Raw genomic sequence first — 26498 nt, 5'->3', positions numbered from 1 at the left:
CGTGACCAGGCTGGAGCCATGCCGACCACCCCCGCCGCCCGGAGCCCCCGGGCCGCCCTGGCCGAGCTGCTCACCGGCAACCGTCGCTTCGTCAGCGGCCAGCCGCTGCACGGGCACGACGTGAGCGCCGCCGCGGCGGTGGCGTCCGGCGACCAGCAGCCGTACGCGGTGGTGCTGGGCTGCATCGACTCCCGGGTGCCGCTGGAAGCGATCTTCGACCAGACGTTCGGGTCGATCTGCGTGATCCGCACCGGCGCGCACGTGCTGGACCGAGCCGTCCGCGGCTCGATCGAGTACGTGGTGGGCCAGCTCGGCGTCCGGCTGGTGATGGTGCTGGGCCACGAGCGCTGCGGCGCGGTGGGCTCGGCGGTCGAGGCGCTGCGCACCGGACGGCGACCCGGCGGGGCGCTGGCCTACGTGGTGGACCGGATCGCGCCGGCGGTCGTCGAGGTGGGTGTGGACGACCCGGCCGCGCACCCGTTGGCGATCCGCCGGCACGTGCGGCGGACGGTGGCCGCGTTGCGCGCCGACGACCTGCTCGTCGACCCGGTGGCGGCCGGTGAGCTGGCGGTGGTGGGCGCGCTCTACGAGTTGGCCACCGGCGAGGTCACGCTGCTGGCGGAGGACGACACGCACGACCGCCCGCCGGGGTGATCCCCCGACGGGCGGTCGCGGTGGTGCGGAGTGCGGGTGCTCAGCCCTCGAAGACGCCGGCCTCGACGAGACGCTTCTCGGTCGCGTCCCAGCCGTGACCCGGGTGGGCCGCGGCCAGGCCGTTGATCTCGGCCCGGATCTTGGCGGCGTGGCCGGCGGCGGCCAGCACGCGGATCTCCTCGACGAAGGCGTCGGAGTCGGTGCGCAGGTGCGCGGTCTTGCCGTTGGTCAGGTTGCGCACGTAGGCGTGCTTGCCGCCGTTGAGCGGAATCAGGTACTTGAACTCGCCCAGCACGCTGAGGGCGCCACCCTGGCCTGCCTGGCCGGCCCGGACTGACGCGCGCGCGGTCTTAGAGGTGTTGCTCGCCACGGAGGTACTCCTTGCAGACGTACGGTGGGGACGAAAGATCGTCCGGGGGCTGGTGTGCGAGTGACGCCCGGGGTGAGCGTCAGCCCGCGAAGACGTGCGGCGGCACAGAACCGCCCAGAGAACTGTACACGACTACGACACCTGGCTGGCCGTCGCGCCGTCAGGGGGCACAACCGGGTCGGCCACCCGGGTATTTCCGGCCGCCCGACCCCGGCGAATTTTCCGATTAGCTGGCGCACCACCAGCCACAGCCGTCATCATGGGTGCCAGGGGCCACTCGGGTGACGAGGTCGTAGGGGAAGACGCACCTCGGCTCACCGGGAGGTCACCGTGCCAACGCGTGGCGTCGTATACGTCCACTCGACCCCGCTCGCCGTGTGCTCGCACGTCGAGTGGGCGATCGCGCGCGTCCTCGCCGCGCCGGTCAACCTGCACTGGACGGCGCAACCCGTCGACCACGGCGCGCGCCGCGCCGAGTGCGGCTGGACCGGCAGCCCGGGGACGGGTGCCGAGCTGGCCGCTGCCCTCCGGCAGTGGCCCATGATCCGTTTCGAGGTGACCGAGGAACCCAGTCCCGGTGTCGACGGCGAGCGGTTCATGTACGTGCCCGGACGGGGCCTGTTCCGGGCTGCCGTCGGCGCGGCCGGCGACATCCAGCTCGGCGAGGACCGGCTGCGCAGCCTGATGGCCGCCGCGCGCGCCCCGGAGGCGCTCGCGCACGCGCTGGACAAGGCGCTCGGCACCGCCTGGGACGCCGAGCTGGAGCCCTACCGGTACGCCGGTGACGGCGCCCCGGTGACGCTGCTCACCCGGGTGGGGTGACGGCGGGCAAGTTGCCCCGATACGGTGGGGCCCGTGTCGATTTCCCCGCGGCGCTCCGCCGTCGCGCTCGCCGCACTGACCACGCTGCTCGTCTCCGGGTGCTCGGACCGGCCGGACCGGCCCCGGCCGACCCCGTCGACCCCGGCGGCGTCGTCGGTCGCGCCGGCCTCCGCCGACCCGGTCGCCGCCGACCCCGCCGCCCGGGCCGCCACGCTGGTCGCCACGCTCTCCGACGAGGACCTGGTCGGGCAGGTGCTGATGCCGTACGCCTACGGCAGCTCGGCCACCGACGTCTCCGCCGGCTCGGCCGCCGGCAACCGGGCCCTGGCCGGCGTCGACACGCCCGCCGAGATGGTCGCGAAGTATCGCCTCGGCGGGGTGATCCTGGTCGGCTTCAGCGCCGACGACCCGACCTCGGGCAACCAGGAGACCACGAACGTCGACAGCCCGAAGCAGGTCCGGGCGCTGACCGACGGGCTGCGGGCGGCAGCCGGCAAGCTGCCCGCCGGCGCCGCGCCCTTCCTGGTCGGCACCGACCAGGAATACGGCGTGGTCACCCGCGTCACCGACGGGGTGACCCAGCTCCCCAGCCCGCTCGCCGCAGGTGCGGCCGGCAACCCGGCGCTGACCGAGGCCGCCTGGCGGGCCGCCGGGGCCGAACTGGCCGCGATGGGCATCAACCTGGACTTCGCCCCGGTCGCCGACGTGCTGGTCACCCGCAGCACGGTGATCGGCTCCCGGTCCTTCGGGGCCACCCCGGCCACCGCGTCGCCCCAGGTGGCCGGTGCGGTACGCGGGCTGCAGGCCGAAGGCGTCGGCGCCGCGGTCAAGCACTTCCCCGGGCACGGCCTGACCGCCGCCGACTCGCACACCGACCTGCCGGTGGTCGGGCAGTCCCGGGCCGTGCTGGACCGCACCGCGTTCCCGCCCTTCCGCGCCGGGATCGACGCCGGGGCGATGGCGGTGATGTCCGCCCACCTGGACGTCAAGGCGATCGACCCGGGCACCCCGGCCACGTTCTCCCACAAGGTGCTCACCGACGTGCTCCGCGGCCAGCTCGGCTTCCAGGGCGTGGTGATCACCGACGGGATGAACATGGCGCCGGCGAAGAAGTGGTCGCCGGGCGAGGCGGCGGTCCGCGCGCTCAACGCCGGCAACGACCTCATCCTGATGACCCCCGACGTGCGCCAGGCGTACGACGGGCTGCGCGCCGCGCTCTCCGACGGCTCGCTGCCGCGGGCCCGCCTGGTCGAGGCGGTCACCCGGGTGCTCACCATGAAGTTCCGGCTGGCCGGGCACCCGCAGCCGGCGCTGTCGACGCTGGAGGCCGCCGACCACCGCCAGGCCGCCGCCGACCTGGCCGCCGCCGCGGTGACCGTGCTGCGCGGCAAGTGCGGCGGCGCGGTGGCCGGCCCGGTCCGGGTCACCTCCTCCGGCGGCCGGGACCGCACCCGGGCCGCGCTGACCGAGGCGCTCACCGCCGCCGGGGTGAAGGTGGTGACCTCCGGCGGAACCGTGGTGCACCTCGTCGGATACGGCGACGGCGCGAAGGACCTGCGCGCCGACGCGGCCGTGACGGTGGCCATGGACACCCCGTACCTGTTGGCCGGGGCGAAGTCGCCGACGGTGCTGGCGACCTACTCGTCCAGCCGGGCCTCGATGACCGCGCTGGCCGCGGTGCTCGCCGGCAAGGCCCGCCCGACCGGCCGCGCCCCGGTCCCCGTCCCCGGCCTGCCCGCCACCACCTGCAAGGCGTAAGGAGGGGCCCCTTGTTAACGCCTCCGGTAGAGGAAGGGGCCCCGCTTAACACCCCGGCACGGTGAAACCGGGTGCGGCGCCGGGTGCCCGGATGGCAGGGTGGGCGTCCATGGGAGAGGCGGCACAGGGTTTCGGCTATGTCGAGCGCGCCGACGGCACCGTGGTGATCACGCACCACGGGCGGGTGGCGGGCACGTTGCGCGGTGGCCGGGCCGCACGGTTCCTGGCCGAGGTGGACGACGACCCGCAGCTGACGATGGCCCGCTGGACCGGCAACTACCGGCACGGCAACGAGCGGACCGCCCGCCAGCACTCCCGCAACCGAACGTGAGGAGGGGCCCCTTCTTAACAGACGTCTGTTAAGAAGGGGCCCCTCCTCACGCCTCAGGGGCGGGTGAAGACCAGGGCCACGTTGTGGCCGCCGAAGCCGAACGCGTTGTTCAACGCGGCCGGGACCTCCAGGTGCCGGGCCTTCTGCGCGGCCACGTCCAGGTCCAGGCCGTCGTCCGGGTCGTCCAGGTTGATCGTCGGCGGCACCACGCCGTCCCGGATGGCCAGGATGGTGGCGATCGACTCCAGCGCGCCGGCCGCGCCGAGCAGGTGCCCGGTCATCGACTTGGTGGCGGTGAGCAGCGGGTGGTCGCCGATCGCCTGGCGCAACGCGCCGATCTCCAGCATGTCGCCCACCGGCGTGGAGGTGGCGTGCGCGTTGACGTGCACGATGTCGGCGCGGGCCACGCCCGAGTCGGCGATCGCCCGGGTGATGGCCCGGATGGCGCCCTCACCTTCGGCGTGCGGCTGCACCATGTCGTAGGCGTCGGAGGTGATCCCGGCGCCGGCCAGGCGCGCGTAGACCCGCGCGCCGCGGGCGGCGGCGTGCTCGGCACGCTCCAGGACCACCACGCCCGCGCCCTCGCCGAGCACGAAGCCGTCGCGGGCCTTGTCCCACGGCCGGGATGCCTTCTCCGGCTCGTCGTTGCGGGTCGACATGGCCCGCATCGAGGCGAAGCCGGCGATCGGCAGCGGGTGGATGACCGCCTCGGTGCCGCCGGCCACCACCACGTCGGCCCGACCGGACCGGATGATGTCCAGGCCCAGCGCGATCGCCTCCGCGCCGGTCGCGCAGGCGCTGGCCACCGAGTGCACCCCCGCCTTCGCACCCAGTTCCAACCCGACCCAGGCGGCCGGGCCGTTCGGCATCAGCATCGGCACCGTGTGCGGGGAGACCCGCCGCGGGCCGGACGCCTCCAGGATGTCGTCCTGGGCGAGCAGTGTGGTGGCGCCGCCGATGCCCGAGCCGACGCTGACCGCCAGCCGTTCCGGGTCGGCCCCGCCGTCGGCCAGCCCGGTGTCCGCCCAGGCCTCCCGCGCGGCGATGAGGGCGATCGCCTGCGACCGGTCCAGCCGGCGCAGCTTCACCCGATCCAGCACCTCGGCCGGATCCACCGCCAGTTGGGCGGCGATCCGGACGGGCAGTTGCGCGGCCCACTCCTGGGTGAGCGCACTCACCCCGGAGCGGCCGGCGAGCATGGCGTCCCAGGTCGAAGCGACGTCCCCGCCGAGCGGGGTCGTCGCGCCGAGCCCGGTGACGACGACGTCGGAGCGACTCATGATCAGGACTGTGCCTCGATGTAGCTGACCGCGTCCCCGACGGTCTTCAGGTTCTGCACCTCGTTGTCCGGGATCTTGACGCCGAACTTCTCCTCGGCCGCCACCACGACCTCCACCATGGAGAGCGAGTCGACGTCGAGGTCGTCGGTGAAGGACTTCCCCTCGGCCACGTCGTCCGGGTTCACCCCGGCAACCTCTTCGAGGATCTCGGCGAGGCCGGCGGTGATCTCGTCACGGGTCATTGCGGTTGGTTCCTCTCATCGGGGGTTTCTCGGTGGCCGGCGACGCCGGCCACCGCACCTGGAGCGCGTGTGCGCCCGAGGGGGTCATCAGGGACAGCGGACGACCTGACCGGCGTAGGTCAGGCCGCCGCCGAAGCCGAACAGCAGCACCGGGGCGCCGGAAGGCACCTCGCGCCGCTCGATCAGCTTCGACAGGGCCAGCGGGATGCTCGCCGCCGAGGTGTTGCCGGACTCGACGATGTCCTTCGCGATGATCGCGTCCGGGATGTTCAGCCGCTTGGCGATGCCGTCGATGATCCGGCCGTTGGCCTGGTGCGGCACGAAGGCGGCCAGCTCGGACGGGGCCACCCCGGCCCGCTCGCAGGCCTGCAACGCCAGCGGGGCCAGCGCGGTGGTGGCCCAGCGGAACACCGACTGTCCCTCCTGCGTGACGTAGGGCTGCCAGCCCTCGATCCGGACCGCGTCGCTCTTCTCCGGCACGGAACCCCACACCACCGGCCCGATGCCGGTCGGCTCGCCGTCGGCGGTCGCGGTGACCACCGCCGCGCCGGCGCCGTCGCCGAAGATGATGCAGGTCGACCGGTCGGTCCAGTCGGTGAAGTCGGAGAGCTTCTCCGCCCCGATGACTATCGCGTTGCGCGACGCGCCGGCCCGGACCGCGTGGTCCACCGTGCCCAGCGCGTACGCGAAGCCGGAGCAGGCGGTGTTGATGTCGTACGCCCCGGGCGCGTTGATGCCCAGCTTGGCCGCGACCCGGCAGGCCACGTTCGGGCTGCGGTCCACGGACGTGCAGGTGGCCACCACGACGAGGTCGATGTCGGCGGCGGTGAGCCCCGAGTTGGCGAGCGCCTTGCCGGCCGCGGCGATGGCCATGTCGGCCACCGTCTCGTCGCCGGCGATCCGCCGGGTGACGATGCCGACCCGGTCCCGGATCCACTCGTCGTTGGTGTCGACCATCTGTGCGAGCTCGTCGTTGGTGACCACGCGGGAGGGCTGGTAGTGCCCCATCGCGGCGATCCGGCTGCCGGCCATTTAGTGCGATCCTCCGATGCGGACGAGGGGCTGGCCCGGGGCGACCGGGTCGGCGTGGTGCGCGAGCCACTCGGTGAGCGGCCCGGTGTGGTGCGCGGTCACCTCGACCGGCCCCCGCCGGCCGGAGACGTGGCCGAGGACCTGGCCGGCGCGCAGCTCGGCGCCCTCGGCCAGCTCGGTCACCGGCGTGAAGACACCGGCGGCGGGGGAGACGACCACCCGGAAGCGGGCCGCCGGGCGGTGGGCGGCGGCGCCGCCGTGCCGGGCGACGAGCCGCCGGGCGGCGGGCAGGTCGTCCGGGGTGTTCAGGGTGACGACCTCCGGCACGCCCTCGCCCTTCAGCTCCCGCTTGACCAGGCCGGCCAGGGTGCCGGCCGGTGGTAGCTCGACCACGCCGGTGACGCCGAGGTCGGCCAGGGCACGCATGCACAGGTCCCAGCGGACCGGGGCGGTCACCTGCCGGACCAGCCGCTGGACGGTCTCCCGGCCGTGCCCGACCGGGCTGCCGTCGAGGTTGGACAGGAGGATGCGGGCCGGGTCGGCCACGGTGACGCCGGCGGCGACGCCGGCCAGCGCGGACTCGGCCGGGGCCATGTAGGGCGTGTGGAACGCGCCGGCCACCTGGAGCCGGATGATCCGCGCCCGGGCCGGCGGCTCGGCGGCGAGCTTCTCCAGACCGGCGACCGCGCCGGCGGCGACGATCTGTCCGGCGCCGTTGCGGTTGGCCGCGTGCAGCCCGTGCGTCCGGAGGGCGGCGAGCACCTCGTCCGGGTCGCCGCCGAGCACGGCGGCCATCCCGGTCGGCTCCAGCGCGCAGGCGGCGGCCATCTCCCGGCCGCGTACGCCGGCGAGCGTCACGGCCGCCTCGGCGGGCAGCACTCCGGCCAGGGCGGCGGCGCCCAGCTCGCCCACGCTGTGCCCGGCGACCAGCGCGACGTCGTGCATCGGCAGGTGCTCGGCGGCGAGCAGCGCGGCGGCGACGAGCAGCGGCTGGGTGCGGGCGGTGTCCTTGATCTCGTCCGCGTCCGCCCGGGTGCCGAGGTGGACCAGGTCGACTCCGGCCAGCGCCGACCACCAGCGCAGGCGCGCCTCGACACCGGCGACGTCGAGCCAGGGGTTCAGGAAACCGGGCTTCTGTGAACCCTGTCCGGGCGAGAGTACGGCGAGCACGTCTACGACTCTGACGGATACTCGCGGGTCGCGCTGTAACGCACGGCACGAAACCGCACTAGAAGCTTTAGAGGTTTCCTACAAAGATCGGCGGCGGTCGTCGCTGCTCTGGGTGGCTTTGCGACCTGCCGGGTTGGCCGTCTGGTTCGGGACCGGTGCGACGGCCGGTGCCACCGGGTCGAGCCGGCCGACGGTCAGCGCGATCTGGAGCGCGAAAGCGTCTCGCGGCGAGAGCGGCGAGAAGCCGGTCACCTCGGAGATCCGCTTGAGCCGGTAACGCACCGTGTTCGGGTGTACGAACAGCGCCCGCGCGGCGCTCTCCAGCGTGCCGCCGGCGGCGAAGAACGCATCAAGCGTCTCCAGCAGCTCGCCGCCGGCGCGGGCCAGCGCCGCGTACACGTCGTGACGCAACCGGCGGCGGGCCTCGGCGTCGCCGGCCAGCGCCCGCTCCGGCAGCAGCTCGGCGGCGGCGACCGGGCACGGCGCGGTCGGCCAGGCCGGCGCGGCCCGGAAACCGGCGAGCGCGGCCCGCGCCGACTCGGTGGCCTCGTCGAGGCTGGGCACGGCCGGGCCGACCACCACCGGGCCGTCGCCGAACGCGGTACGCAGCTTCTCCGTGGCGGCCAGCGGATCGGCCGCCCCACCGAGCACGATGACCAGGCGGTCGCCGTGCACCCCACCGATCACCTCGACGCCGATCCGCCGGGCCTGCCGGTAGACGGTGTGCAGCACGGCCGCCACCTCGCCGCCGGGGGAGCGGCCCACCGCCACCGCCACCGGCGGCGCGTCCGACCAGCCCAGCGCGGCGGCGCGGCTGGCCAGCACGTCCGGTGAGTCGCCGCGCAGCAGCGCGTCGACCAGCAGCGCCTGCAACCGGGCGTCCCAGGAGCCACGCGTCTCGGCGGCGCGGGCGTAGACCCGGGCGGCGGCGAACGCGATCTCCCGGGAGAAGCGCAGTACGGCCTCCCGCAGCGACTGCTCCTCGCCCGGCACGGCCAGGTCCGACACCTGCTCCTCGACGACCTCGATGGTCACCTTGATCAGTGCCACCGTCTGTTGCAGGCTGATCGAGCGGGCGAGCGCCTGCGGCGCGGTGGCGAAGACCTCGTCCGACACCTCCTGGGTGCGGTCGGTCGCACCGCCGCCCTGACGCAGCCACTGCACCAGCGACCGCACGCCGGCCTGGGCCACCACCATCACCCACGAACGCTGGTCGGCCGGCAGCTCCCGGAACCACAGCAGGCTCTCGTCCATCCGGGCGACGCTGGCGGTGGCCAGGCTGCCCGCGGCCCGTTCGATGCGGCGTAGCGTCGCCGACGTCTCCGTCCCGCCCGGTTCGCTCACCGCACCAGCCTGACACGCGTTGACCAGCGGATCCACTCCGATCCCGGGCCGCGGGCAGCGGCCGACGATCTCCACCGGTACGCGCTGACGATCTCGTCGGGCCGGGCCAGTACGGTGTCAGGGCGCGTCGGGGCGTTCCGTCCGGCGGGCGGAGGCGAAGGTGAGGAGACCGCGATGGCGCACGGGGAGGCCGAGCACGGCTGCGCTCAGGACGAGCCCTGCCGGCTGGGCCACGACCAGCCGCGCCGGACGGGCCTGACCCACGCGGGCGAGTCCGCCGCCGGGTGGTCGCCCGAGCGCGCCGACGACGAGCCGGCGGTGCCGCGGCAGCGGTTCGTCGAGCCGACGGATCCCGTGGCCGAGCCGATCCCGGCCCGGACCTGCCGCAGCGACCAGGCCGGCTGGGCCGGCGGTCACCGGCACGGCGCGGTGCGCCCGGGCAACCGCATGATCCGCCGGGAGCGACCGCCGCGCCGCTGGTGCTGACGTCGTGATGCCGGTCCGGCGGCCGAGCGCGTGGTGGGGGCGGGGCACCACACGGCCCGGGGCGAGGTCGTGCTGATGCGCTGAGTCAGCGCTCAGCGGGTGCGGCGACGCACCAACAGCGCGATGCCGGCCAGCCCGACGGTGATGACCAACACCACGCCGATGTTGAGCAGCAGCAGCCGCTGAAGCTCGGCCAGCGCGGTGTCGAGGTTGCCCTTCGGGTCGAGCGCGTCCTCCGGCAGGACCCGCTCGCCGCCGCCGATGCCGCCGGAGAGCGTGTCGAACTGGGGCGCCAGCGGCACCCCGACGGCGCGCAGCGTCTCGGACATGTTGAGACGCCCGAGGAACCAGCCGGCTCGCGGGTGGCTCAGGTCGGGCTGCTTGGCCGGCCGGTAGACCCGGGGGCCGCCCTTGGCGAGCGGGAACAGGTCGTACGTGTTCTTCGGGGTGCCGGCCACGAGGAGCACGATTGTGTACTTCGGACCGAGGTCCTTGGCGGCGGGCCCGCGCAGCTGCCCGGTCGTCCCCAGCCACTTGACCTGGTCGACGACCATGTTAACCTCGGCCGGCTGGGTTTCACCGCGGAGCTGTAGCGGCTGGTCGAGCCCGTCGCCGGTGATGTCCACCCCGGGCGGGGCGAGCTTCGGTTTCGGCGCGGCCAGCGCCGCGTTCGTGCCGGTGAGCGCCAGCGAGCACGCGAGTGCCGCCGTCGCCCCGGCCACGGCCGTCAGCAGCCGTCTCACCTTCAGGACCATCGCCGCCTCCTCGCCCCGTTCGATGGCTGGCTTCCGCTGTCGCTCGCACTGGACCCCACCCACCTGAAAGACTCCGCAGAACGTCGCGCGGTTGCAGCTGGTGGAAGAGTATTTGGAACTATCTGCGAGCTGAGACCGACCAATTGAGGCGGTCGAAGATCAGCGGCCGGATCTTACCCGGACGGAGGGGTTCATGGGGGGCAGGGTCGCCCGTACGGCACGTGCCTGGCTGGTGGTGCTCGGGGTGGCGGCAGGCGTGTCGCTGCTGTCGCCGGCCGCGCCGGCCGCCGCGCACAACTCGCTGACCGGCAGCGATCCGAAGAACGGCGCCCGCGTGGCCACCGCGCCGAAGCGGATCGAGCTGCGCTTCCTCGCGACGCCGAAGGAGGCCACGACGAAGGTGACGGTCACCGGGCCGGACAACGTGGTTGCCACGGGCGGCGCGCCGACGTTCTCCGGCAAGCGGGTGAGCGTGCCGTTCACGCCGGGCGCGGCCGGGCTCTACATCGTGGCGTACCAGCTCGCATCCGACGACGGCCACCCGATCAAGGGTGAGGTCCGGTTCACGCTGACCACCGGCACCCCGGCGGAGGCCCCGTCCGCGAGCGCGGCGCCGACCACCGCCGCGCCCACCCCCACCGCGGCGCCGACCAGCGCAGCGCCCGCGAGTCCGACCCCGGCCGCCGCCGTTGACGACGACGGGGGTACGGGGTGGCTGTGGGCGCCCGTCGCGGTGCTGGTGCTGGCCGCGCTGGCCGGCGGCCTGTTGCTGCGCCGCCGCGCGGGTCGCCGCTGACCGCATCGAACCGGGCGCTGCTGGTGCTGGTGCGCCCGTCTCGGCGGGCGGCTGGAACCGCCGCGCCGGGGCGAGGCGGGTGCGGGCTCAGACCAGGCGTACCCGGGCGGCGCGCAGCCGGGTCAGCGTGCGGTCACGGCCGAGCACCTCCAGGGACTCGAACAGCGGCAACCCGACGGTGCGTCCGGTGACCGCGACCCGGACCGGCGCCTGCGCCTTGCCCAGCTTGAGCCCGCGCTCCGCGCCGACCGCCTCCAGGGTGGCCTTCAGCGACTCGGCGTCCCAGGTCGCCAGCGAGTCGAACGCGGCGATTGCGGCGTCCAGCAGCTCGGCGGCGCCCTCCTTCATGGCCTTCGCCCAAGCCGCCTCGTCGATCAGCGGGTCGGCCAGGAAGAGGAAGTCGACGTTCGGCACGATCTCGCTGAGCACTGCGATCCGGGTCTGCGCCAGCGGGGCGACCGCCGCGAACGCGGCCGGGTCGAACTCGCTCGGCTGCCAGGGCGGCGGGACGATGGTGTCGGTGCCGGTGAGCCACGGCTGGCACGCGGCGACGAAGTCCTCGACCGGCAGGGCCCGGATGTACTCGCCGTTGAAGGCGCGCAGCTTCTTCTCGTCGAAGAACGCCGGGGAGGGGTTGACCTCGTCGAGCCGGAACTCCTCCTCGATCACCGACCAGGGCACGATCTCCCGGTCGCCGGAGGGGGCCCAGCCGAGCAGCATCAGGTAGTTGCGCATCGCGTCGGCGAGGTAGCCCTCGTCCCGGTAGGCCTCCAGGGCGACCTTGTCGCGCCGCTTGGAGAGCTTCTGCCGCTTCTCGTTGACCACCACGGGCACGTGCGCCCAGACCGGCGGCTTGACCCCGAGCGCGTCCCAGAGCAACTGCTGCTTCGGGGTGTTGGGCAGGTGCTCCTCGGCCCGGATCACATGGGTGATCCCCATGGTCATGTCGTCGACCACGTTGGCCAGCAGGAAGACCGGTGAGCCGTCGCCGCGGGCGATGACGAAGTCCTCGATCAGCTTGTTCTCGAACGTGGGCTCACCACGGATCAGGTCGACCACCACGGTCTCGCCCTCGTCCGGGGTGCGGAAACGCAGCGCCCGGCCCTCGGCCGACGGCAGCCCCCGGTCGCGGCAGAAGCCGTCGTAGCCGCGGTGCGGCGAGCCGGTGCGCGCCTGCACGTCGTCGCGGGTGCAGTCGCAGTAGTAGGCCCGGCCGCCCTCGTACAGCCGCTGGGCGGCGGCGCGGTGCTCGGCGGCGTACGAGGACTGGAAGTAGGGGCCCTCGTAGCTGCCGCGCGCGATGCCGATCCAGTCGAGCGCGGAGAGGATGCCCTCGGTCCACTCGGGCCGGTTGCGGGCCGCGTCGGTGTCCTCGACGCGCAGCACGAACACCCCGCCCTGCTGCTTGGCGAAGATCCAGTTCTGCAGGGCCGAGCGGGCGCCGCCGACGTGGAACATTCCGGTCGGGGAGGGGGCGAAGCGTACACGTACCGTCACGTCCCCCAGCCTACGGCGGGCCGCGACCGCTTTCCGGCAGGGGGCCCGGTCAGGGCACCGCCCTGATCTTCACGACCAGGGCGCTGCCGGCCAGGGTGACGGCCGCGGTGACCGCGTAGAGCGTGGGGTAGCCGCCCAGGTGGACCACGATCGGGGCGGAGAGCGCCGGCCCGAGCACCTGCGGCGCGGAGTTCGCGATGTTGATCACCCCGAGGTCCTTGGCCCGGTCGGTGGCGGCGGGCAGCACCTGGGTGATCAGCGCGGCGTCCACCGCCAGGTAGACCCCGTAGCCGGCGCCGAGCAGCAGCGCGGCGACGATCGCCATCGGCCAGACCGGCGCGACCGCGAGCAGCGTCGCCGCCACCGCCATGATCAACCCGGAGACGATCACGAACACCTTGCGCCGGCCGGACCGGTCGGAGATCCGCCCGGCGACCACGGCGGTCAGCATCATGCCCAGCGTGTAGAGCAGGATCAGCACCAGCAGCGAGCCCTCGGGGTCGGCCACCCGCACCCCGTCGGTGAGGAAGTAGAGCAGGTAGAGCGTGCCGAGCGCGTTGCCGGTCTGCACCAGGAAGCGGGTGAACCAGGCCCAGGCGAAGTCGGGGTGACGGCGCGGGCTGATCCACATCGAGGCGACCAGGGCACGCAGCCGCAGCGGCGACCGGTGTTCCCGGGGCAGCGGGTCGTCCTGGGTGAGCAGCGCGAACGGCAGCGACAGCAGCAGCACGGCGAGCGCGATCGCGGCGTACCCGGCGGCGTTGCCGGTGACCACGGCGGTGACCAGCATCGCGCCGAGCACCAGGCCGAGCGCCTGCGGGATGCCCACCCAGCCGGAGACGCCGCCGCGCTGGGCCACCGGCACCCGGTCCGGGATCGCGGCGGTGAGGCTGGCCAGCATGGCGTTGAAGCAGACCTGCGCGGCCACCCAGGCGACCGCCACCCCGGCGACGGTGTCCTGGCGGGCCAGCAGCAGCAGGGCCAGCGCACCCACCACCGCGCCGGTCGCGGTCCAGACGTGCCGGCGGCCGAAGTGCCGGTTGGCCAGCCGCAACGAGGTACGGTCCGACAGTGCGCCGGCGAGCGGGTTGGCCAGCACCGCGGCGAGCGCGCCCAGGCCGGTCACCACCGCCAGCATCGCCTCCTTGTCGCCCGGCGCGATGCGTTCGATCTGCTGCGGCAGCAGCACCTGGATCGGGGTGAAGAACGCCATCCAGACGCCCAGGTTGGCCGCGAAGATCAGCGCGATCCAGCTCCGCCGCACCGGCGCCGTCGGTTCGGCGAGGGCCGCCGGCAGCGAGGCCGGCGTCGGGTTCACCGTGGTCATCGCCGGGCCAGGTCCCGGAACCAGGCGTACGACGACTTCGGGGTACGCCGCTGGGTCGGGTAGTCGACGTGCACCAGGCCGAAGCGTTTGGTGAACCCCTCCGCCCACTCCCAGTTGTCCAGCAGCGACCAGACGAAGTACCCGGTCACCGGCACGCCCGCGGTGATCGCCTCGTGCACCGCGCGCACGTGCCCGTCCAGGTACGCGATCCGCTCCGGGTCGTCCACCCGGCCGTGGGCGTCCGGCGCGTCGTCGTACGCGCAGCCGCTCTCGGTGACCTGGATCGGCGGCAGCTCGTCGCCGTACCGCTGGTGGAGCTGGAACAGCAGCTCGCGCAGCCCGTCCGGGGCGACCGGCCAGTCGAACGCGGTGCGCGGGTAGCCGTCCAGCGGCACCATCTCGAACGGCAGCGGCGAGCCCTCCTCGGGTGCCCGGACGCCGGTCGGGTTGTAGTAGTTCACCCCGAGCACGTCGATCGGGGCGGCCAGCACGTCCAGGTCGCCGGCGCGGATCACGGCCGGGTCGAGGCCCGGGGCGTCCGGGTAGCCGCGGCCGAGCAGCGGGTCGGTGAAGAGCCGGTTGTGCAGCGCGTCGTACGCCTGCGCGGCGGCCCGGTCGACGTCGGTGTCACCGGCCGGCCGCACCGGCGAGTAGTTGTTGGCGATCGCGACCGGGCTCGCGCTGCGGGCGCGCAGCGCGGCGACCGCGAGACCGTGCCCGAGTAGTTGGTGGTGGGCCACCGGGAAGGCGTCGAAGAGCAGCATCCGGCCGGGCGCGTGGGTGCCGAGGCCGTAGCCGAGGGTCATGTGGACGAACGGTTCGTTGAGCGTGATCCAGAGCTGCACCCGGTCGCCGAGGCGGGTCGCGGTCAGGTCGGCGTACTCGGCGAAGCGGGCGGCGGTGTCCCGGTTCAGCCAGCCGCCGGCGTCCTCCAGCGGCTGCGGCAGGTCCCAGTGGAAGAGCGTGGCGACCGGGTCGATGCCGGCGGCGAGCAGGCCGTCCACCAGCCGGTCGTAGAAGTCCAGCCCGGCCGCGTTCGCCGGGCCGGCGCCGCCGGGCTGCACGCGCGGCCAGGCGATCGAGAACCGGTACGCGGAGACGCCCAGCCCGGCCAGCAGCGCGGTGTCCTCGGCGTACCGGTGGTGGTGGTCGCATGACTCGTCACCGGTGCTGCCGTCGACGATCCGGCCCGGGGTGCGGGCGAACGTGTCCCAGATGGACGGGCCTCGACCGCCGGCGGTGGCCGCCCCCTCGATCTGGTACGCGGAGGTGGACACCCCCCACCGGAAGCCGGCGGGAAAGTCGGGCATCGGCACGGTCGTCAATTCACCCTCCCGAGACATGAAGCGTGTTCGCGACTCTAGGGTGCCGGTGGCCGCGACGCCATAGGCCGGGACGGCGGCCGGCACAAGGGTTTTCGGCGTGTCTTTTCCGATCCCGTCCGCTTAAGTCCGATTTACACATAGAGTGCCAAATATCGCGGATGTGATTTAAGTGGGGGAAAGACACTCATGATCCTCGTGGAACGCAGCGCACACGTGGCGGCGCCGGTGGAAGTGGTCTGGGACGTCGTGCAGCGGGCCGAGCAACTGCCGGCCTGGCTGGCGGGTGTCCGCGCGGCCGAGGTCCTCTCCGGGGAAGGGTTCGGCCGGCGGCAACTGGTCCAGGCCGGGCGCGGCGCCGCCCACGAGGCCGAGGTGATCGCCTATCAGGAACCGACCCTGATCGGCTGGCGCGAGCGGGCCAGGGGCGCCGGCGCCCGCGCCGAGGCACGCACCGAGATCTACGTCCAGCTGACCGCGGACGAGGACGCCGGCGGCACCCTGGTCCGGCTGATCGTGGTGCGGTGGCCGGCCGGGCCGGTCAAGGCCGCCATGCTGCGGCTCGGCCTGCGGCGGGTCGGCGCCGACCTGGAGGACTCGCTGGCCCGGCTGACCGACCTGGCCGCCGTCGGCTGACCGAGCCGCAGTTCCGGCGCCGCCCGCAACGGCGATGGTCCGGCATCCCGGCCAGGGACGCCGGGCCATCGCCGCGTCTCGCGGCGCCGGCGGTGAGAAAGGGCCCCTTCTCTACCGGAGGCGTTAAGAAGGGGCCCTTCCTTTCACCTCTAGCTGTCGCCGCCGGTCTCGCCTACCGGGGCGGCGTTCACGTCGTCCAGGGCGTACTTGCGGGCGGCGTCGGCCGGCACGTGGGCCGGGACCGTGCCGCGCAGGGCGAGCTGGCGCAGCGTGGCGACCGCCACCGACTCGGCGTCCACGTGGAAGTGGCGGCGCAGCGCGTGCCGGGTGTCCGACATGCCGAAACCGTCGGTGCCGAGCGAGGTGTAGTCACCCGGCACCCAGCGGGCGATCAGGTCCGGCACCGCGCGCATCCAGTCGCTGACCGCGACCTTGGGACCCTCGGCGTCGGCCAGCTTCCGCTGGACGTACGGCACCCGCTGCTCCTCACCCGGGTTGAGCAGGTTGTGCTCCTCGCACTCCACCGCGTCGCGGCGCAGCTCCGTCCAGGACGTCACCGACCACACGTCGGCGGCCACGCCCCAGTCCTCGGCGAGCAACTGCTGCGCCTTGAGCGCCCACTGCACGCCGGTGCCGGAGGCGAGGATGTTCGCCTTCGGCGCGTCGCCGTCGACCTGCGGGGCGGGGGAGTAGCGGTAGATGCCCTTGACGATGCCCTCGGTGTCCACACCCTCCGGCTCGGCCGGCTGGAAGATCGGCTCGTTGTAGATGGTGAGGTAGTAGAAGACGTTCTCCTGCGCCTCGCCGTACATCCGGTGCAGGCCGTCCTCCATGATGTGCGCGATCTCGAACGCGAACGCCGGATCGTACGCGACCACCGCCGGGTTGGTGGCGGCGATCAACAGCGAGTGGCCGTCCTCGTGCTGGAGGCCCTCGCCGTTCAGCGTGGTGCGCCCGGCGGTCGCGCCGAGCAGGAAGCCGCGCGTCATCTGGTCGGCGGCGGCCCAGAACTCGTCCGCGGTCCGCTGGAACCCGAACATCGAGTAGAAGATGTACATCGGGATCATCGGCTCGCCATGGGTGGCGTACGACGTGCCGGCAGCGGTGAACGAGGCGACCGAGCCGGCCTCGTTGATCCCCTCGTGCAGGATCTGCCCGGTGGTCGACTCCTTGTAGGACAGGAACAGCTCCCGGTCGACCGAGGTGTAGCGCTGGCCGTGCGGTGAGTAGATCTTCTGGGTCGGGAAGAGCGAGTCCATGCCGAAGGTGCGGGCCTCGTCCGGGATGATCGGCACCCAGCGCTTGCCGAACTCCTTGTCCTTCATGATGTCCTTGAGCAGGCGGACGAAGGCCATCGTGGTGGCCACCTTCTGCTTGCCGGACCCGCGCTTGACGTCGGCGAACCGCTCGCTGCCCGGGATGGCCAGCGTCTTGCGCGTCGTGGTGCGCGACGGCAGGTAGCCGCCGAGCTGGCGACGCCGCTCCCGCAGGTATTCCATCTCGTCCGACTTGTCGCCCGGAGTGTAGTAGGGCGGGAGGTAGGGGTTCTCCTCCAACTGCTTGTCGGGGATGTCGAGGTAGAGCCGGTCACGGAACAGCTTCAAGTCGTCAAGCGTCAGCTTCTTCATCTGGTGCGTGGCGTTGCGGCCCTCGAAGTGCGAGCCCAGCGTCCAGCCCTTGATGGTCTTGGCGAGGATGACCGTCGGCTGGCCGGTGTGCTCCATCGCCGCCTTGTAGGCCGCGTAGAGCTTGCGGTAGTCGTGACCACCCCGCTTGAGGTTCCAGATCTCGTCGTCGGAGAGGTGCTCGACCATCCGGCGGGTGCGCGGGTCGCGGCCGAAGAAGTGCTCCCGGACGTACGCCCCGGACTCCGCCTTGTAGGTCTGGTAGTCGCCGTCGGGCGTGGTGTTCATCAGGTTGACCAGCGCGCCGTCGGTGTCCGCGGCGAGCAGCCGGTCCCACTCGCGGCCCCAGACCACCTTGATGACGTTCCAGCCGGCGCCCCGGAAGAACGCCTCCAACTCCTGCATGACCTTGCCGTTGCCGCGGACCGGGCCGTCCAGTCGCTGCAGGTTGCAGTTGATCACGAAGGTGAGGTTGTCCAACTCCTCGCGCGCCGCCACGCCGATCGCGCCGAGCGACTCGACCTCGTCCATCTCGCCGTCACCGAGGAACGCCCAGACGTGCTGCTGGGAGGTGTCCTTGATGCCGCGGTGGTGCAGGTAGCGGTTGAACCGCGCCTGGTAGATGGCGTTCAGCGGGCCGAGGCCCATGGAGACGGTGGGGAACTCCCAGAAGTCCGGCATCAGCCGCGGGTGCGGGTAGGAGGGCAGCGAACCGGCGCGGTGCGACAGCTCCTGCCGGAAGCCGTCGAGCTGGTCGGCGCTGAGCCGGCCCTCCAGGAAGGCCCGCGCGTACATGCCGGGCGAGGCGTGACCCTGGTAGAAGATCTGGTCGCCGCCGCCCGGGTGCTCCTTGCCCCGGAAGAAGTGGTTGAAGCCCACCTCGTACAGCGACGCGGAGCTGGCGAACGTGGAGATGTGCCCGCCCACGCCGATCTCCGGGCGCTGCGCCCGGTGCACCAGCATGGCGGCGTTCCACCTGATGTACGCCCGCAGCCGCCGCTCGATGTGCTCGTCACCGGGGAACCACGGCTCCCGCTCCGGCGGAATGGTGTTGATGTAGTCGGTGGTGGTCAGGGACGGCACCCCGACCTGGCGCTCGCGGGCCCGCTCCAGCAGGCGAAGCATGACGTACCGGGCGCGCTTGGTTCCGCGCTCGTCGATGACACCGTCGAGCGACTCGACCCATTCGCTGGTCTCTTCAGGGTCGATGTCCGGAAGCTGGCTCGGCAGACCAGCGGTGATCACCGGGCGCTTGCGTTCCGTAGCCACAGGCGTTCCCTCGGTTCTGTGTGGGATAGGTCTCTAGCGCCATCCTGCCCCCTGGTGAGGCTCGTCGTCACGTCTGGCTCCCCCAGACGCGACGCTGAACACAGGTACCCGTCGGTAACTTTGCGCGATCCCCGGATGCGCCGCCCGACGCGGGCGGACGCCGGTCCACTGCGGCAGAATGCGCCCTATGCGCAGTGAGGTGATCAGCGTCCGGACCGGTTCCCGGCCGACCGTCCGGGACATCACGGCCGAGGCCGAGCGTTTCGTGGCCGGGGCCGGCGACGGACTGCTGCACGTCTTCGTCCCGCACGCCACCGCCGGGCTGGCGATCATCGAGACCGGCGCCGGTTCCGACGACGACCTGCTCCGCGCGCTCGACGACCTGCTCCCCACCGACGACAGGTGGCGGCACCGGCACGGCTCGCCCGGGCACGGCCGTGACCACGTGCTGCCGGCGTTCGTGCCGCCGTACGCGACGGTGCCGGTGCTCGACGGGCGGCTCCAGCTCGGCACCTGGCAGTCGATCTGCCTGGTCGACCCGAACGGCGACAACCCCGACCGCCAGATCCGCCTCTCCTTCCTCCCGGCCTGACCCCACCCCCTTCACACACCCCCTGATTCACGGAAAGTGCGGCCATCCGAGGCGGGACAGCCACACTTTCCGTGAATCAGCGCGCGTGGGGCGGGGGCGGCGGCTACGGGCGGAGGGTTTCCTGCTCGACGGTCTGGCGGGACCGGTCGACGTTCGGGGCGGTGGTGCGGGCGGGGGCCGGGGGGCGGTCGTACGTCAGGTTCAGCCCGGGGATCCGGTCCTCGATCACGAACGTGGCCCGGGTGTGTGCCGGCGCGTCCGGCCGGCTCACGTACGGCAGCACGTCGAAGTTCGCGGTCAGCTCCTTCGGCGTGATCGTGGTGCGCACGTACCCGCGCAGGTTGTTCTGGAAGCGCAGGTGCGGGTTGGTCGCCAGCCACGGGTGCGAGCCGGTGGGCGAGTCGGCGCCGTCCCCGGTCGAGGTGATCGAGGAGCAGACCAGCTCGCTGCCGACCGTGCGCGAGGTCGGGTCCGCGTAGTCGAGCTTCAGGTCGCTGGCCCAGTGCGCGTGCACGTCGCCGGTGAGCACGACCGGGTTGCGCACCCCGGCGGCCACCCAGCCCCGGGTGATCCGGTCGCGGGAGGCGACGTACCCGTCCCAGGCGTCCATGCTGGTGACCGTCAGCGGCCCGGCGTCGCTGTCCCGCTGGGCGAAGAAGACCTGTTGACCGAGGAGGTCCCAGCGGGCCTCGGAGCGGCGGAGCCCGTCCAGCAGCCACGCCTCCTGCTCGGCGCCGGTGATCGACCGGGCCGGGTCGGACGCCGCCGCGCAGCTCCGGTAGCCGTCGCCGCACGCCTGGTCGTCGCGGTACTGCCGGGTGTCGAGCATGTGGAACGTGGCCAGCCGGCCCCAGCGCACCCGCCGGTAGAGCTGCATGTCGATGCCGCGCGGGATCGAGGTGCGGCGCAGCGGCATGTTCTCGTAGTACGCCTGGAACGCCGCCGCCCGCCGGGCGAGGAAGTCCGGATCGGGCGCCTCGGGCACCTCGTCGGCCCAGTTGTTCTCCACCTCGTGGTCGTCGAAGACCACCACCCACGGCGCGACCGCGTGCGCCGCCTGGAGATCGGTGTCGGTCTTGTACTGGGCGTGCCGCTGCCGGTAGTTGGCCAGCGTCCGGGTCTCCGGACCCTCGTGGTCGCGTGGGTTGCCGCCGGGGACGGTGTAGGTGTCCTTGGCGTACTCGTACTGGTAGTCGCCGAGGTGCAGGATCAGCTCCGGCTCGGTCTCGGCCAGCCGGCGGTAGGCGGTGAAGTAGCCGTGCTCGTACTGGGAGCAGGAGACGAAACCCATGGCGAGTGCGGACGGCATCAGCCACGGTGCCGGCGCGGTGCGGGTGCGGCCGACCGGGGACAGCCAGCGTTCGGCCCGGAACCGGTAGAAGTACTCCCGCCCGGGGAGCAGGCCGCCCAGTTCGACGTGGACGCTGTGCGCCGACTCCGGCCGGGCCAGCCGGACGCCGCGCCGCACCACGTGCCGGAAGCGTTCGTCGGCGGCCACCTCCCAGGCCACCGGCACGGCCCGCGACGGCATGCCGCCCAGGCCGTCCTCGGCCAGCGGCTCCGGCGCCAGCCGGGTCCAGAGCACGAAGCCGTCGTGGTCCGGGTCGCCGGAGGCCACCCCGAGCGTGAACGGGTCGCGGCGCAGCGGGCCGGGCGACGCGGTGGCCGCGAGCGGCAGGCCGCCGACCGCGCCGGCGGCGCCGAGCGCCGCGCCGCTGAGCAGGATGGTACGTCGGGACAGAGCCATGGTTCCTCCCCGGAGTCCGGTTCGTCGACTCCGGGCAGCCTGGCGAGCGTCGATGGCCGCCGGATGACGCCCAGGCGACCGCACGGCACCTTGCGCCGAACAGCGGCCGGCGGGTGAAAGACCGTGCCGTCAGCCGAGCAGCCGACGCAGCTCGCCCGGTGTGTGGCCGAGGTGGGCGCGGACCGTACGGGTCAGGTGCGCCTGGTCGCTGAAGCCCAGCTCGCCGGCGAGATCGGCCAGGTGTACGTCGCCCTACTCGATCCGGTCGAGCGCCCGGGCGACGCGCAGCCGGTTGCGGTAGCGGGTCAACGGCACGCCCGTGTGGGCCTGGAACTCGCGGCTGAGCCGGTAGGGCGACGTGCCCAGCGCCCGGGCCAGCGGGAGCAGCCCGGCGGCCTCCGGGGCGTCGTCGTGCAGCGCCGCCCGGGCCCGCTCCACCAGCCGGCGGCCCGGACCGCCACCGGGTCTTCCTGCTCGGCCTGGCCGGCTTCACGCTCACCTCGCTGGCCTGCGGTCTGGCCCCGACGCCGGTCACGCTGGTGCTCGCCCGGGTGGCCCAGGGCGCGGCGGGCGCGCTGATGGTGCCGCAGGTGCTCGCGCTGATCCGAGCCGCGCTGCCGGACGCGGCCCGGGCGCGCGCGATCGGGGCGTACTCGATGGTGCTCGCCCTCGGCGTCGCCGCCGGTCAGATCGTCGGCGGGCTCCTCGTCACGCTCGACCTCGGCGGCCTCACCTGGCGGCTGGCGTTCCTGGTCAACGTGCCGGTCGGGCTGGTCCTCCAGATCGTCGGCCGGCGGGTGCTGGCCGGCCCGCCGGCCACGCCGCCCCGGCGGGAACCGCTCGACCTGACCGGCGCCGCGCTGCTGGCCGTGGCGATGCTCACCCTGGTGCTGCCGCTGGTGTTGGACACGGCCACCGGGGTCCGCGCCGTCGCGGTCGCCGCCGGCGCCGTCGGGCTGTGGCTCTTCCTCGGGTACGAGCAGCGGCGGGCCCGTCGAGGCGGAACCCCACTGCTGGACGTGACCGTGCTGCGTCACCCCGGCGTTGCGGCCGGACTGCTCGCCTGCTGCGTGGTGATGGGCTGCTACGCCGGCTTCCTGTTCGTGTTCACGCTGCGGGCGCAGGGCGCGCTGGGCCTCAGCCCGCTCGCCGCCGGGCTGGCGTTCCTCCCGTACGCCGCGGGTTTCGCCCTGTGCGGTCTGTCGGTGGCGCGCCTTCCGGAGGCGGCCCGTGCGGTCCTCCCGGTCGCCGGGCCGCCGGTGTTGGCCGCGGTGGTGGTGCTCCTCGCCGCGCTCTCCGCCGGGGCCTGGCCGTGGTTGGCCGGCAGCGCGTTGCTGCTGCTCGGCGGCGCGGCGCACGCGGCGGCGTTCAGCCCGCTGGTCAGCCGGCTCACCGACGCCGTGCCGACGAGCGCGGCGGCTGCGCTGTCGGCGGTCGTCTCCACCGGTACGCTGCTCGCCGCCGTGCTCGGGGTGACCGTGATCGGCGGTGTCCACCTGGCGTCGGCCGCCGGCCTGCGGGGGACCGCGTCAGCCCTCCCGCCGGCGGCCGTCACCGCCGGGTTGCTGCTGGTTGGTGCGGTGGCCGCGCGCCGGGCGCTGCGGCCGTTCCGGACGGTTGCGCCGGAGCACATGGTGGATCAGGTCAATTGTTGATCGGTCACGTACGATCGGGGCATGGCGCCATCCCCGTCTCCCGACGACGGCACCGGCCTGGCCGGGGACACCGTGCGCCGGATCCTGCACGTCGCCGCCGCGCTGCGGCACCACCAGGACGAGGCGATCGCCGCTTTGGGGCTCACCCCGGCCGCCGCCCGGGCCCTGCACGAGTTGGACCCGGACCACCCCCTGCCGGCCCGCGACCTCGCCGAGCAGTTGGGCTGCGACCGGTCCAACGTCACCGGCCTGGCCGACCGGCTGGAGCAGGCCGGGCTGGTGGAGCGGCGGGTCGACCCGGCCGACCGCCGGCAGAAGACGCTGGTGGTGACCGGGCGGGGACGCGAGGTCCGGGACCGGGTGGGACGGGTGATGTCGGACTCCCGACTCCTCGACGGGCTGACCACCGCCGAGCTGGCCGCGCTGCGTGAGCTGGTCTGGAAGGTGTCCGACGGCGGCTGCCCCGAGGAGTGCGGCGAGGTCTGAGCCACGCCGGGCAGTACGTGTCCGACTGGGCGAGGCGGGCCCGAGTCGGTAATGCTGTCCGACGTGACCACCCCGCACGATCTCGACGACCGGCTCCGCGCCGACCTGGCCGCGCTCGGCGTGCCGGAGCGGCGGCGCGACCTCGACGAACCGCTGCCCGGCGGGTCGCTGCCCGACGGTGAACCGCTGCCCGACGGCGGGTCGCTGACCGGGGCGCAGGTGTTGGCCCTGTTCGACGCGCAGCTCACCAGCCGGCTGCTCGACCTGGCCGGCCGCTGGCTGCGCGGCTTCGGCGAGGGGTACTACACGATCGGCTCGGCCGGCCACGAGGGCGACGCGGCGGTGGCCGCCGCGCTGCGCCCGACCGACCCGGCGCTGCTGCACTACCGGTCCGGGGCGTTCTACTGCCTGCGCGCCGCCCAGGCGGCCGGCGCCTTCCCGTCCGCCCCGCCGCCGGACGGCTCGCCGGCCCGGCAGGACGCCGTCGACCCGCATGCCCCGTCCACTTCCCGAGAACAACGCTCCGAAGGACAGGACGAGGACGGGGCGGCCCGGCGGGATGCCGGGGCCGGGCCTCCGGCGTGCCCCGGGCCGGGCGCGGCTGGCGGGCGGGACGCGGGGGCCGGGTTGGGCGTCGGCGTCGGCGTCGGCGTCGGAAGGGCTGACTCGCCGGAGCGGGTGGGTGTCGAGGAGGCTGGTTCGCCGGACCGGGCGGCCGGCGAGGCGGCGCCGCTGCCGGTCGGGGCCGGGGTGACCGTGGACGCGGACGGCGACGCCACGGTCGGCGTACCCGATCTGCCGTTGCCGTCGCTCGACGACGCCTACGCGGCGGCGGCGCGCGACGTGCTGCGGGGCATGGTCGCCTCCGCCGCGGAACCGATCGCCGGCGGCCGGCACAAGGTCTTCGGTCGGGCCGACCTCGCGGTCGTGCCGACCACCTCCACCATCGCCTCGCACCTGCCCCGGGCGGTCGGGCTGGGGCTGGCCCTGGAGCGGCTGCGCCGCGCCGGGGGCGACGCGGAGGCGGCGGCCTGGCCGCCGGACGCCGTGGTGGTCTGCTCGTTCGGCGACGCCTCGGTCAACCACGCCACGGCCACCGCCGCGCTCAACACCGCCGGCTGGTACGACCACACCGGCCTGCGGATCCCGGTCCTGTTCGTCTGCGAGGACAACGGGCTGGGCATCAGCGTGCGCTCACCCGAGGGGTGGGTGGCCGCCGCGCTGCGGTCCCGGCCCGGTATCCGCTACTTCGCCGCCGACGGCACGGACGTGGTCGAGACCTACCGGGTGGCGGCGGAGGCGGCGGCCTGGGTGCGCCGGCACCGCCGGCCCGCCGTGCTGCACCTGAGCACGGTCCGGCTGATGGGGCACGCCGGGGCGGACGCGGAGACCGCCTACCGGAGTTCGGCGGAGATCGCCGCGGACGTGGCGCGGGACCCGCTGCTGGTCACCGCCCGCCGGCTGGTGGCGGCCGGCTACGCCGACGGGGCGGAACTGCTCGCCCGGTACGACGAGCGGGGCTGGCAGCTCCGCCGGATCGCCGAGGAGGTGCTCGACGAGCCGAAGCTGGCGTCGCCGGTCGAGGTGGTGGCGGAGCTGGCGCCGCGCCGGCCGGTGCGGGTGTCCCGGGCGGTCGCCGATTCGGCGGCGCACGCGGCGGGTCCCGGCGCCGGGGCTCGCGCCGAGGCGTTCGGCGGCAAGCCGCCGGAGCTGACCGGGCCGCTGACGCTGGCGCAGAGCATCAACGCGGCGTTGGCCGACGGCATGCTCGACCACCCGCGGATGGCCGTGTTCGGGGAGGACGTGGCCGCCAAGGGCGGGGTGTACGGGGTGACGAAGGGGCTGCGGGAGAAGTTCGGGGCGGCGCGGGTGTTCGACACGCTGCTCGACGAGACCTCGATCCTCGGGCTCGGGCTCGGCGCCGGGCTGGCCGGCATGCTGCCGGTGCCGGAGATCCAGTATCTGGCCTACCTGCACAACGCGGAGGACCAGCTCCGGGGCGAGGCGGCCACCATGCGGTTCTTCTCCCGGGGCGCGTTCCGCAACCCGATGGTGGTGCGGGTGGCCGGCCTGGCCTATCAGGAGGGCTTCGGCGGGCACTTCCACAACGACAACTCGGTGGCGGTGCTGCGCGACGTGCCGGGGCTGGTGGTCGCGGCGCCGGCCCGGCCGGACGACGCGGCGCCGATGCTGCGTACCTGCCTGGCGGCGGCCCGGGTGGACGGCACGGTCTCGGTCTTCCTGGAGCCGATCGCGCTCTACCACTCCCGCGACCTCTACGCCGAGGGCGACGGCGAGTGGCTGGCCGAGTACGCCGAGCCGGGCGCCTGGGCGGACCGGCACGTGCCGATCGGCCGGGCCCGGGTCTACGGGGTCGGTTCCGCCGAGGACCTCACCATCGTCACCTTCGGCAACGGGGTGCGGATGTCGCTGCGCGCGGCGGCGACGCTTGCCGACGAGGGGATCGGCAGTCGGGTGCTGGATCTGCGGTGGCTCGCCCCGCTGCCGGTGGCGGATCTCATCCGGGAAGCCTCGGCGACCGGCCGGGTGCTGGTGGTGGACGAGACGCGGCGGTCCGGCGGGGTGGGTGAGGGGGTGCTCTCCGCGCTTGTCGACGCCGGTTACGTCGGTGCGGCACGACGGGTGGCCGCTCTCGACTCTTTTGTACCATTAGGTCCGGCCGCCCATCAGGTTCTGGTGTCCGAGGAAGCCATCACCCAGGGTGCCCGTACGCTGCTGGCACGGTAAATTCCGTTCCACCCGGTGCGCCACTTGCGCAGCGAGCCGCAACTGTGTGGACTGGGCACCACGGCGTCGCACGACGCCGGAGCAGGGATGAGACGAGGAGGCACGCGACAGTGAGCGCGACCGCTGGTCAGGCCGCCGACGGGGTACGCAGCCTGGCGGACCGGTTCGGGATCGAGCCGGGCATGGTCGTCATGGAGATGGGCTACGACGACGACGTCGACACCGATCTTCGCGACGCCCTGACCGACCGCTGTGGAGAACTTGTCGACGAGGACACCGACGAGGTGGTCGACGCGGTTCTGGTCTGGCACCGCGACGGCGACGGTGACCTCTTCGAGCTCCTCGTGGACGCCCTCGGGCCGCTGGCGGACAACGGCGTGGTCTGGCTCCTGACGCCGAAGGCCGGCCGGGACGGTCACGTCGAGCCGAGCGAGGTCGCCGAGAGCGCGCAGACCGCCGGGCTCCAGCAGACCTCCACCATCAACGCCGGCCGCGACTGGAGCGGGGCCCGCCTCGTGATGCGGCGCGGCTCCAAGAGCAAGAAGTAGGAGCGC

The 26498-nt window shown here is 73.6% G+C and carries 23 protein-coding genes and 2 pseudogenes; 12 read left to right on the top strand and 13 right to left on the bottom strand.

Features of this window, described 5'->3' with window-relative positions; genetic code table 11:
- Positions 1-18: 18 nt before the first annotated feature.
- Positions 19-654: a carbonic anhydrase gene (locus AB0H28_RS12205; protein WP_358037668.1), complete on the top strand. Its 636-nt coding sequence runs from the start codon at positions 19-21 to the stop codon at positions 652-654.
- Between the two features lie 40 nt (positions 655-694).
- Here AB0H28_RS12205 and AB0H28_RS12200 read toward each other — a convergent pair whose 3' ends face one another.
- Positions 695-1024, bottom strand: coding sequence for a hypothetical protein (locus AB0H28_RS12200; protein WP_099164126.1), 330 nt, complete (start codon positions 1022-1024; stop codon positions 695-697).
- A 330-nt stretch (positions 1025-1354) separates the two neighbouring features.
- Here AB0H28_RS12200 and AB0H28_RS12195 point away from each other — a divergent pair, with 330 nt between their 5' ends.
- The 3 genes from AB0H28_RS12195 (at position 1355) to AB0H28_RS12185 (ending at position 3935) form a co-directional block, all read left to right on the top strand.
- On the top strand, positions 1355-1846 hold the full coding sequence (locus tag AB0H28_RS12195) for a DUF3145 domain-containing protein (protein ID WP_358037665.1): 492 nt from the start codon (positions 1355-1357) through the stop codon (positions 1844-1846).
- Positions 1847-1870: 24 nt separating this feature from the next.
- Positions 1871-3604 carry a glycoside hydrolase family 3 protein gene (locus AB0H28_RS12190; RefSeq protein WP_358037662.1) on the top strand — a complete coding sequence of 578 codons (1734 nt, stop codon included), beginning with the start codon at positions 1871-1873 and terminating at the stop codon, positions 3602-3604.
- 109 nt (positions 3605-3713) lie between these two features.
- Positions 3714-3935 (top strand): hypothetical protein, encoded by a 222-nt coding sequence (locus AB0H28_RS12185; RefSeq protein ID WP_358037660.1) that lies wholly within the window; start codon positions 3714-3716, stop codon positions 3933-3935.
- A 53-nt stretch (positions 3936-3988) separates the two neighbouring features.
- Here AB0H28_RS12185 and fabF read toward each other — a convergent pair whose 3' ends face one another.
- From fabF to AB0H28_RS12160, 5 genes are all read right to left on the bottom strand, one after another.
- Positions 3989-5215, bottom strand: coding sequence for a beta-ketoacyl-ACP synthase II (fabF, locus tag AB0H28_RS12180; RefSeq protein WP_358037657.1), 1227 nt, complete (start codon positions 5213-5215; stop codon positions 3989-3991).
- Positions 5216-5217: 2 nt separating this feature from the next.
- Positions 5218-5457, bottom strand: a complete 240-nt coding sequence (locus tag AB0H28_RS12175) for an acyl carrier protein (RefSeq protein WP_007072348.1) — start codon at positions 5455-5457, stop codon at positions 5218-5220.
- Between the two features lie 87 nt (positions 5458-5544).
- Complete coding sequence (locus AB0H28_RS12170) at positions 5545-6489, bottom strand: beta-ketoacyl-ACP synthase III (RefSeq protein ID WP_358037654.1); 945 nt, start codon at positions 6487-6489, stop codon at positions 5545-5547.
- Positions 6490-7659: an acyltransferase domain-containing protein gene (locus AB0H28_RS12165; protein ID WP_358037651.1), complete on the bottom strand. Its 1170-nt coding sequence runs from the start codon at positions 7657-7659 to the stop codon at positions 6490-6492.
- 78 nt (positions 7660-7737) lie between these two features.
- On the bottom strand, positions 7738-9039 hold the full coding sequence (locus tag AB0H28_RS12160) for a helix-turn-helix domain-containing protein (RefSeq protein WP_358038222.1): 1302 nt from the start codon (positions 9037-9039) through the stop codon (positions 7738-7740).
- 138 nt (positions 9040-9177) lie between these two features.
- Here AB0H28_RS12160 and AB0H28_RS12155 point away from each other — a divergent pair, with 138 nt between their 5' ends.
- Positions 9178-9489: a hypothetical protein gene (locus AB0H28_RS12155; protein ID WP_358037648.1), complete on the top strand. Its 312-nt coding sequence runs from the start codon at positions 9178-9180 to the stop codon at positions 9487-9489.
- Positions 9490-9581: 92 nt separating this feature from the next.
- Here AB0H28_RS12155 and AB0H28_RS12150 read toward each other — a convergent pair whose 3' ends face one another.
- Positions 9582-10244 carry a hypothetical protein gene (locus tag AB0H28_RS12150; protein WP_358037645.1) on the bottom strand — a complete coding sequence of 221 codons (663 nt, stop codon included), beginning with the start codon at positions 10242-10244 and terminating at the stop codon, positions 9582-9584.
- A 193-nt stretch (positions 10245-10437) separates the two neighbouring features.
- Between AB0H28_RS12150 and AB0H28_RS12145 the strand changes: the two genes are divergently transcribed.
- Positions 10438-11040 carry a copper resistance CopC family protein gene (locus AB0H28_RS12145; RefSeq protein WP_358037642.1) on the top strand — a complete coding sequence of 201 codons (603 nt, stop codon included), beginning with the start codon at positions 10438-10440 and terminating at the stop codon, positions 11038-11040.
- Between the two features lie 87 nt (positions 11041-11127).
- Here the strand turns inward: AB0H28_RS12145 and gltX are convergent, their stop codons facing one another.
- Genes gltX through AB0H28_RS12130 form a run of 3 tightly spaced genes read right to left on the bottom strand, consistent with a single transcriptional unit; the run spans position 11128 to position 15174 of the window.
- A complete protein-coding gene (gene gltX, locus AB0H28_RS12140) occupies positions 11128-12537 on the bottom strand; it encodes a glutamate--tRNA ligase (RefSeq protein WP_358037639.1) in 1410 nt (469 codons plus the stop codon).
- 49 nt (positions 12538-12586) lie between these two features.
- Positions 12587-13864: an MFS transporter gene (locus tag AB0H28_RS12135; protein WP_358037635.1), complete on the bottom strand. Its 1278-nt coding sequence runs from the start codon at positions 13862-13864 to the stop codon at positions 12587-12589.
- Complete coding sequence (locus AB0H28_RS12130; RefSeq protein WP_358037633.1) at positions 13861-15174, bottom strand: GH1 family beta-glucosidase; 1314 nt, start codon at positions 15172-15174, stop codon at positions 13861-13863. The genes AB0H28_RS12135 and AB0H28_RS12130 overlap by 4 nt, the downstream gene beginning before the upstream one ends.
- A gap of 201 nt (positions 15175-15375) precedes the next feature.
- On the opposite strand from AB0H28_RS12130, the gene AB0H28_RS12125 reads away from it, so the two are divergent.
- Entirely contained in the window at positions 15376-15822 is a 447-nt protein-coding gene (locus AB0H28_RS12125; protein WP_358037630.1) for an SRPBCC family protein, read from the top strand.
- A gap of 149 nt (positions 15823-15971) precedes the next feature.
- On the opposite strand, the gene aceE is transcribed toward AB0H28_RS12125, so the two are convergent.
- Positions 15972-18716, bottom strand: coding sequence for a pyruvate dehydrogenase (acetyl-transferring), homodimeric type (aceE, locus tag AB0H28_RS12120; protein WP_358037627.1), 2745 nt, complete (start codon positions 18714-18716; stop codon positions 15972-15974).
- Between the two features lie 187 nt (positions 18717-18903).
- On the opposite strand from aceE, the gene AB0H28_RS12115 reads away from it, so the two are divergent.
- On the top strand, positions 18904-19308 hold the full coding sequence (locus tag AB0H28_RS12115; protein ID WP_358037624.1) for a secondary thiamine-phosphate synthase enzyme YjbQ: 405 nt from the start codon (positions 18904-18906) through the stop codon (positions 19306-19308).
- Between the two features lie 103 nt (positions 19309-19411).
- Here AB0H28_RS12115 and AB0H28_RS12110 read toward each other — a convergent pair whose 3' ends face one another.
- Positions 19412-21055, bottom strand: a complete 1644-nt coding sequence (locus AB0H28_RS12110; RefSeq protein WP_358037621.1) for an alkaline phosphatase D family protein — start codon at positions 21053-21055, stop codon at positions 19412-19414.
- 129 nt (positions 21056-21184) lie between these two features.
- Positions 21185-21493, bottom strand: a pseudogene (locus tag AB0H28_RS12105) (helix-turn-helix transcriptional regulator).
- 29 nt (positions 21494-21522) lie between these two features.
- On the opposite strand from AB0H28_RS12105, the pseudogene AB0H28_RS12100 reads away from it, so the two are divergent.
- The 4 genes and pseudogenes from AB0H28_RS12100 to AB0H28_RS12085 form a co-directional block, all read left to right on the top strand.
- Positions 21523-22710 (top strand): annotated as a pseudogene (locus AB0H28_RS12100) (MFS transporter); the annotation flags it as partial.
- Between the two features lie 21 nt (positions 22711-22731).
- On the top strand, positions 22732-23196 hold the full coding sequence (locus AB0H28_RS12095) for a MarR family transcriptional regulator (RefSeq protein WP_358037618.1): 465 nt from the start codon (positions 22732-22734) through the stop codon (positions 23194-23196).
- Between the two features lie 153 nt (positions 23197-23349).
- Entirely contained in the window at positions 23350-25944 is a 2595-nt protein-coding gene (locus tag AB0H28_RS12090; protein WP_358038219.1) for a thiamine pyrophosphate-dependent enzyme, read from the top strand.
- A 110-nt stretch (positions 25945-26054) separates the two neighbouring features.
- Positions 26055-26492: a DUF3052 domain-containing protein gene (locus AB0H28_RS12085; protein WP_358037614.1), complete on the top strand. Its 438-nt coding sequence runs from the start codon at positions 26055-26057 to the stop codon at positions 26490-26492.
- The last annotated feature ends 6 nt before the right edge of the window (positions 26493-26498 follow it).

Origin of the sequence: Micromonospora sp. NPDC050980 (assembly GCF_040653835.1) — a bacterium.
Lineage (GTDB): Bacteria > Actinomycetota > Actinomycetes > Mycobacteriales > Micromonosporaceae > Micromonospora.
Note: the sequence above shows the minus strand (reverse complement) of the source record. Positions and strands in the feature narration are given on the sequence as shown.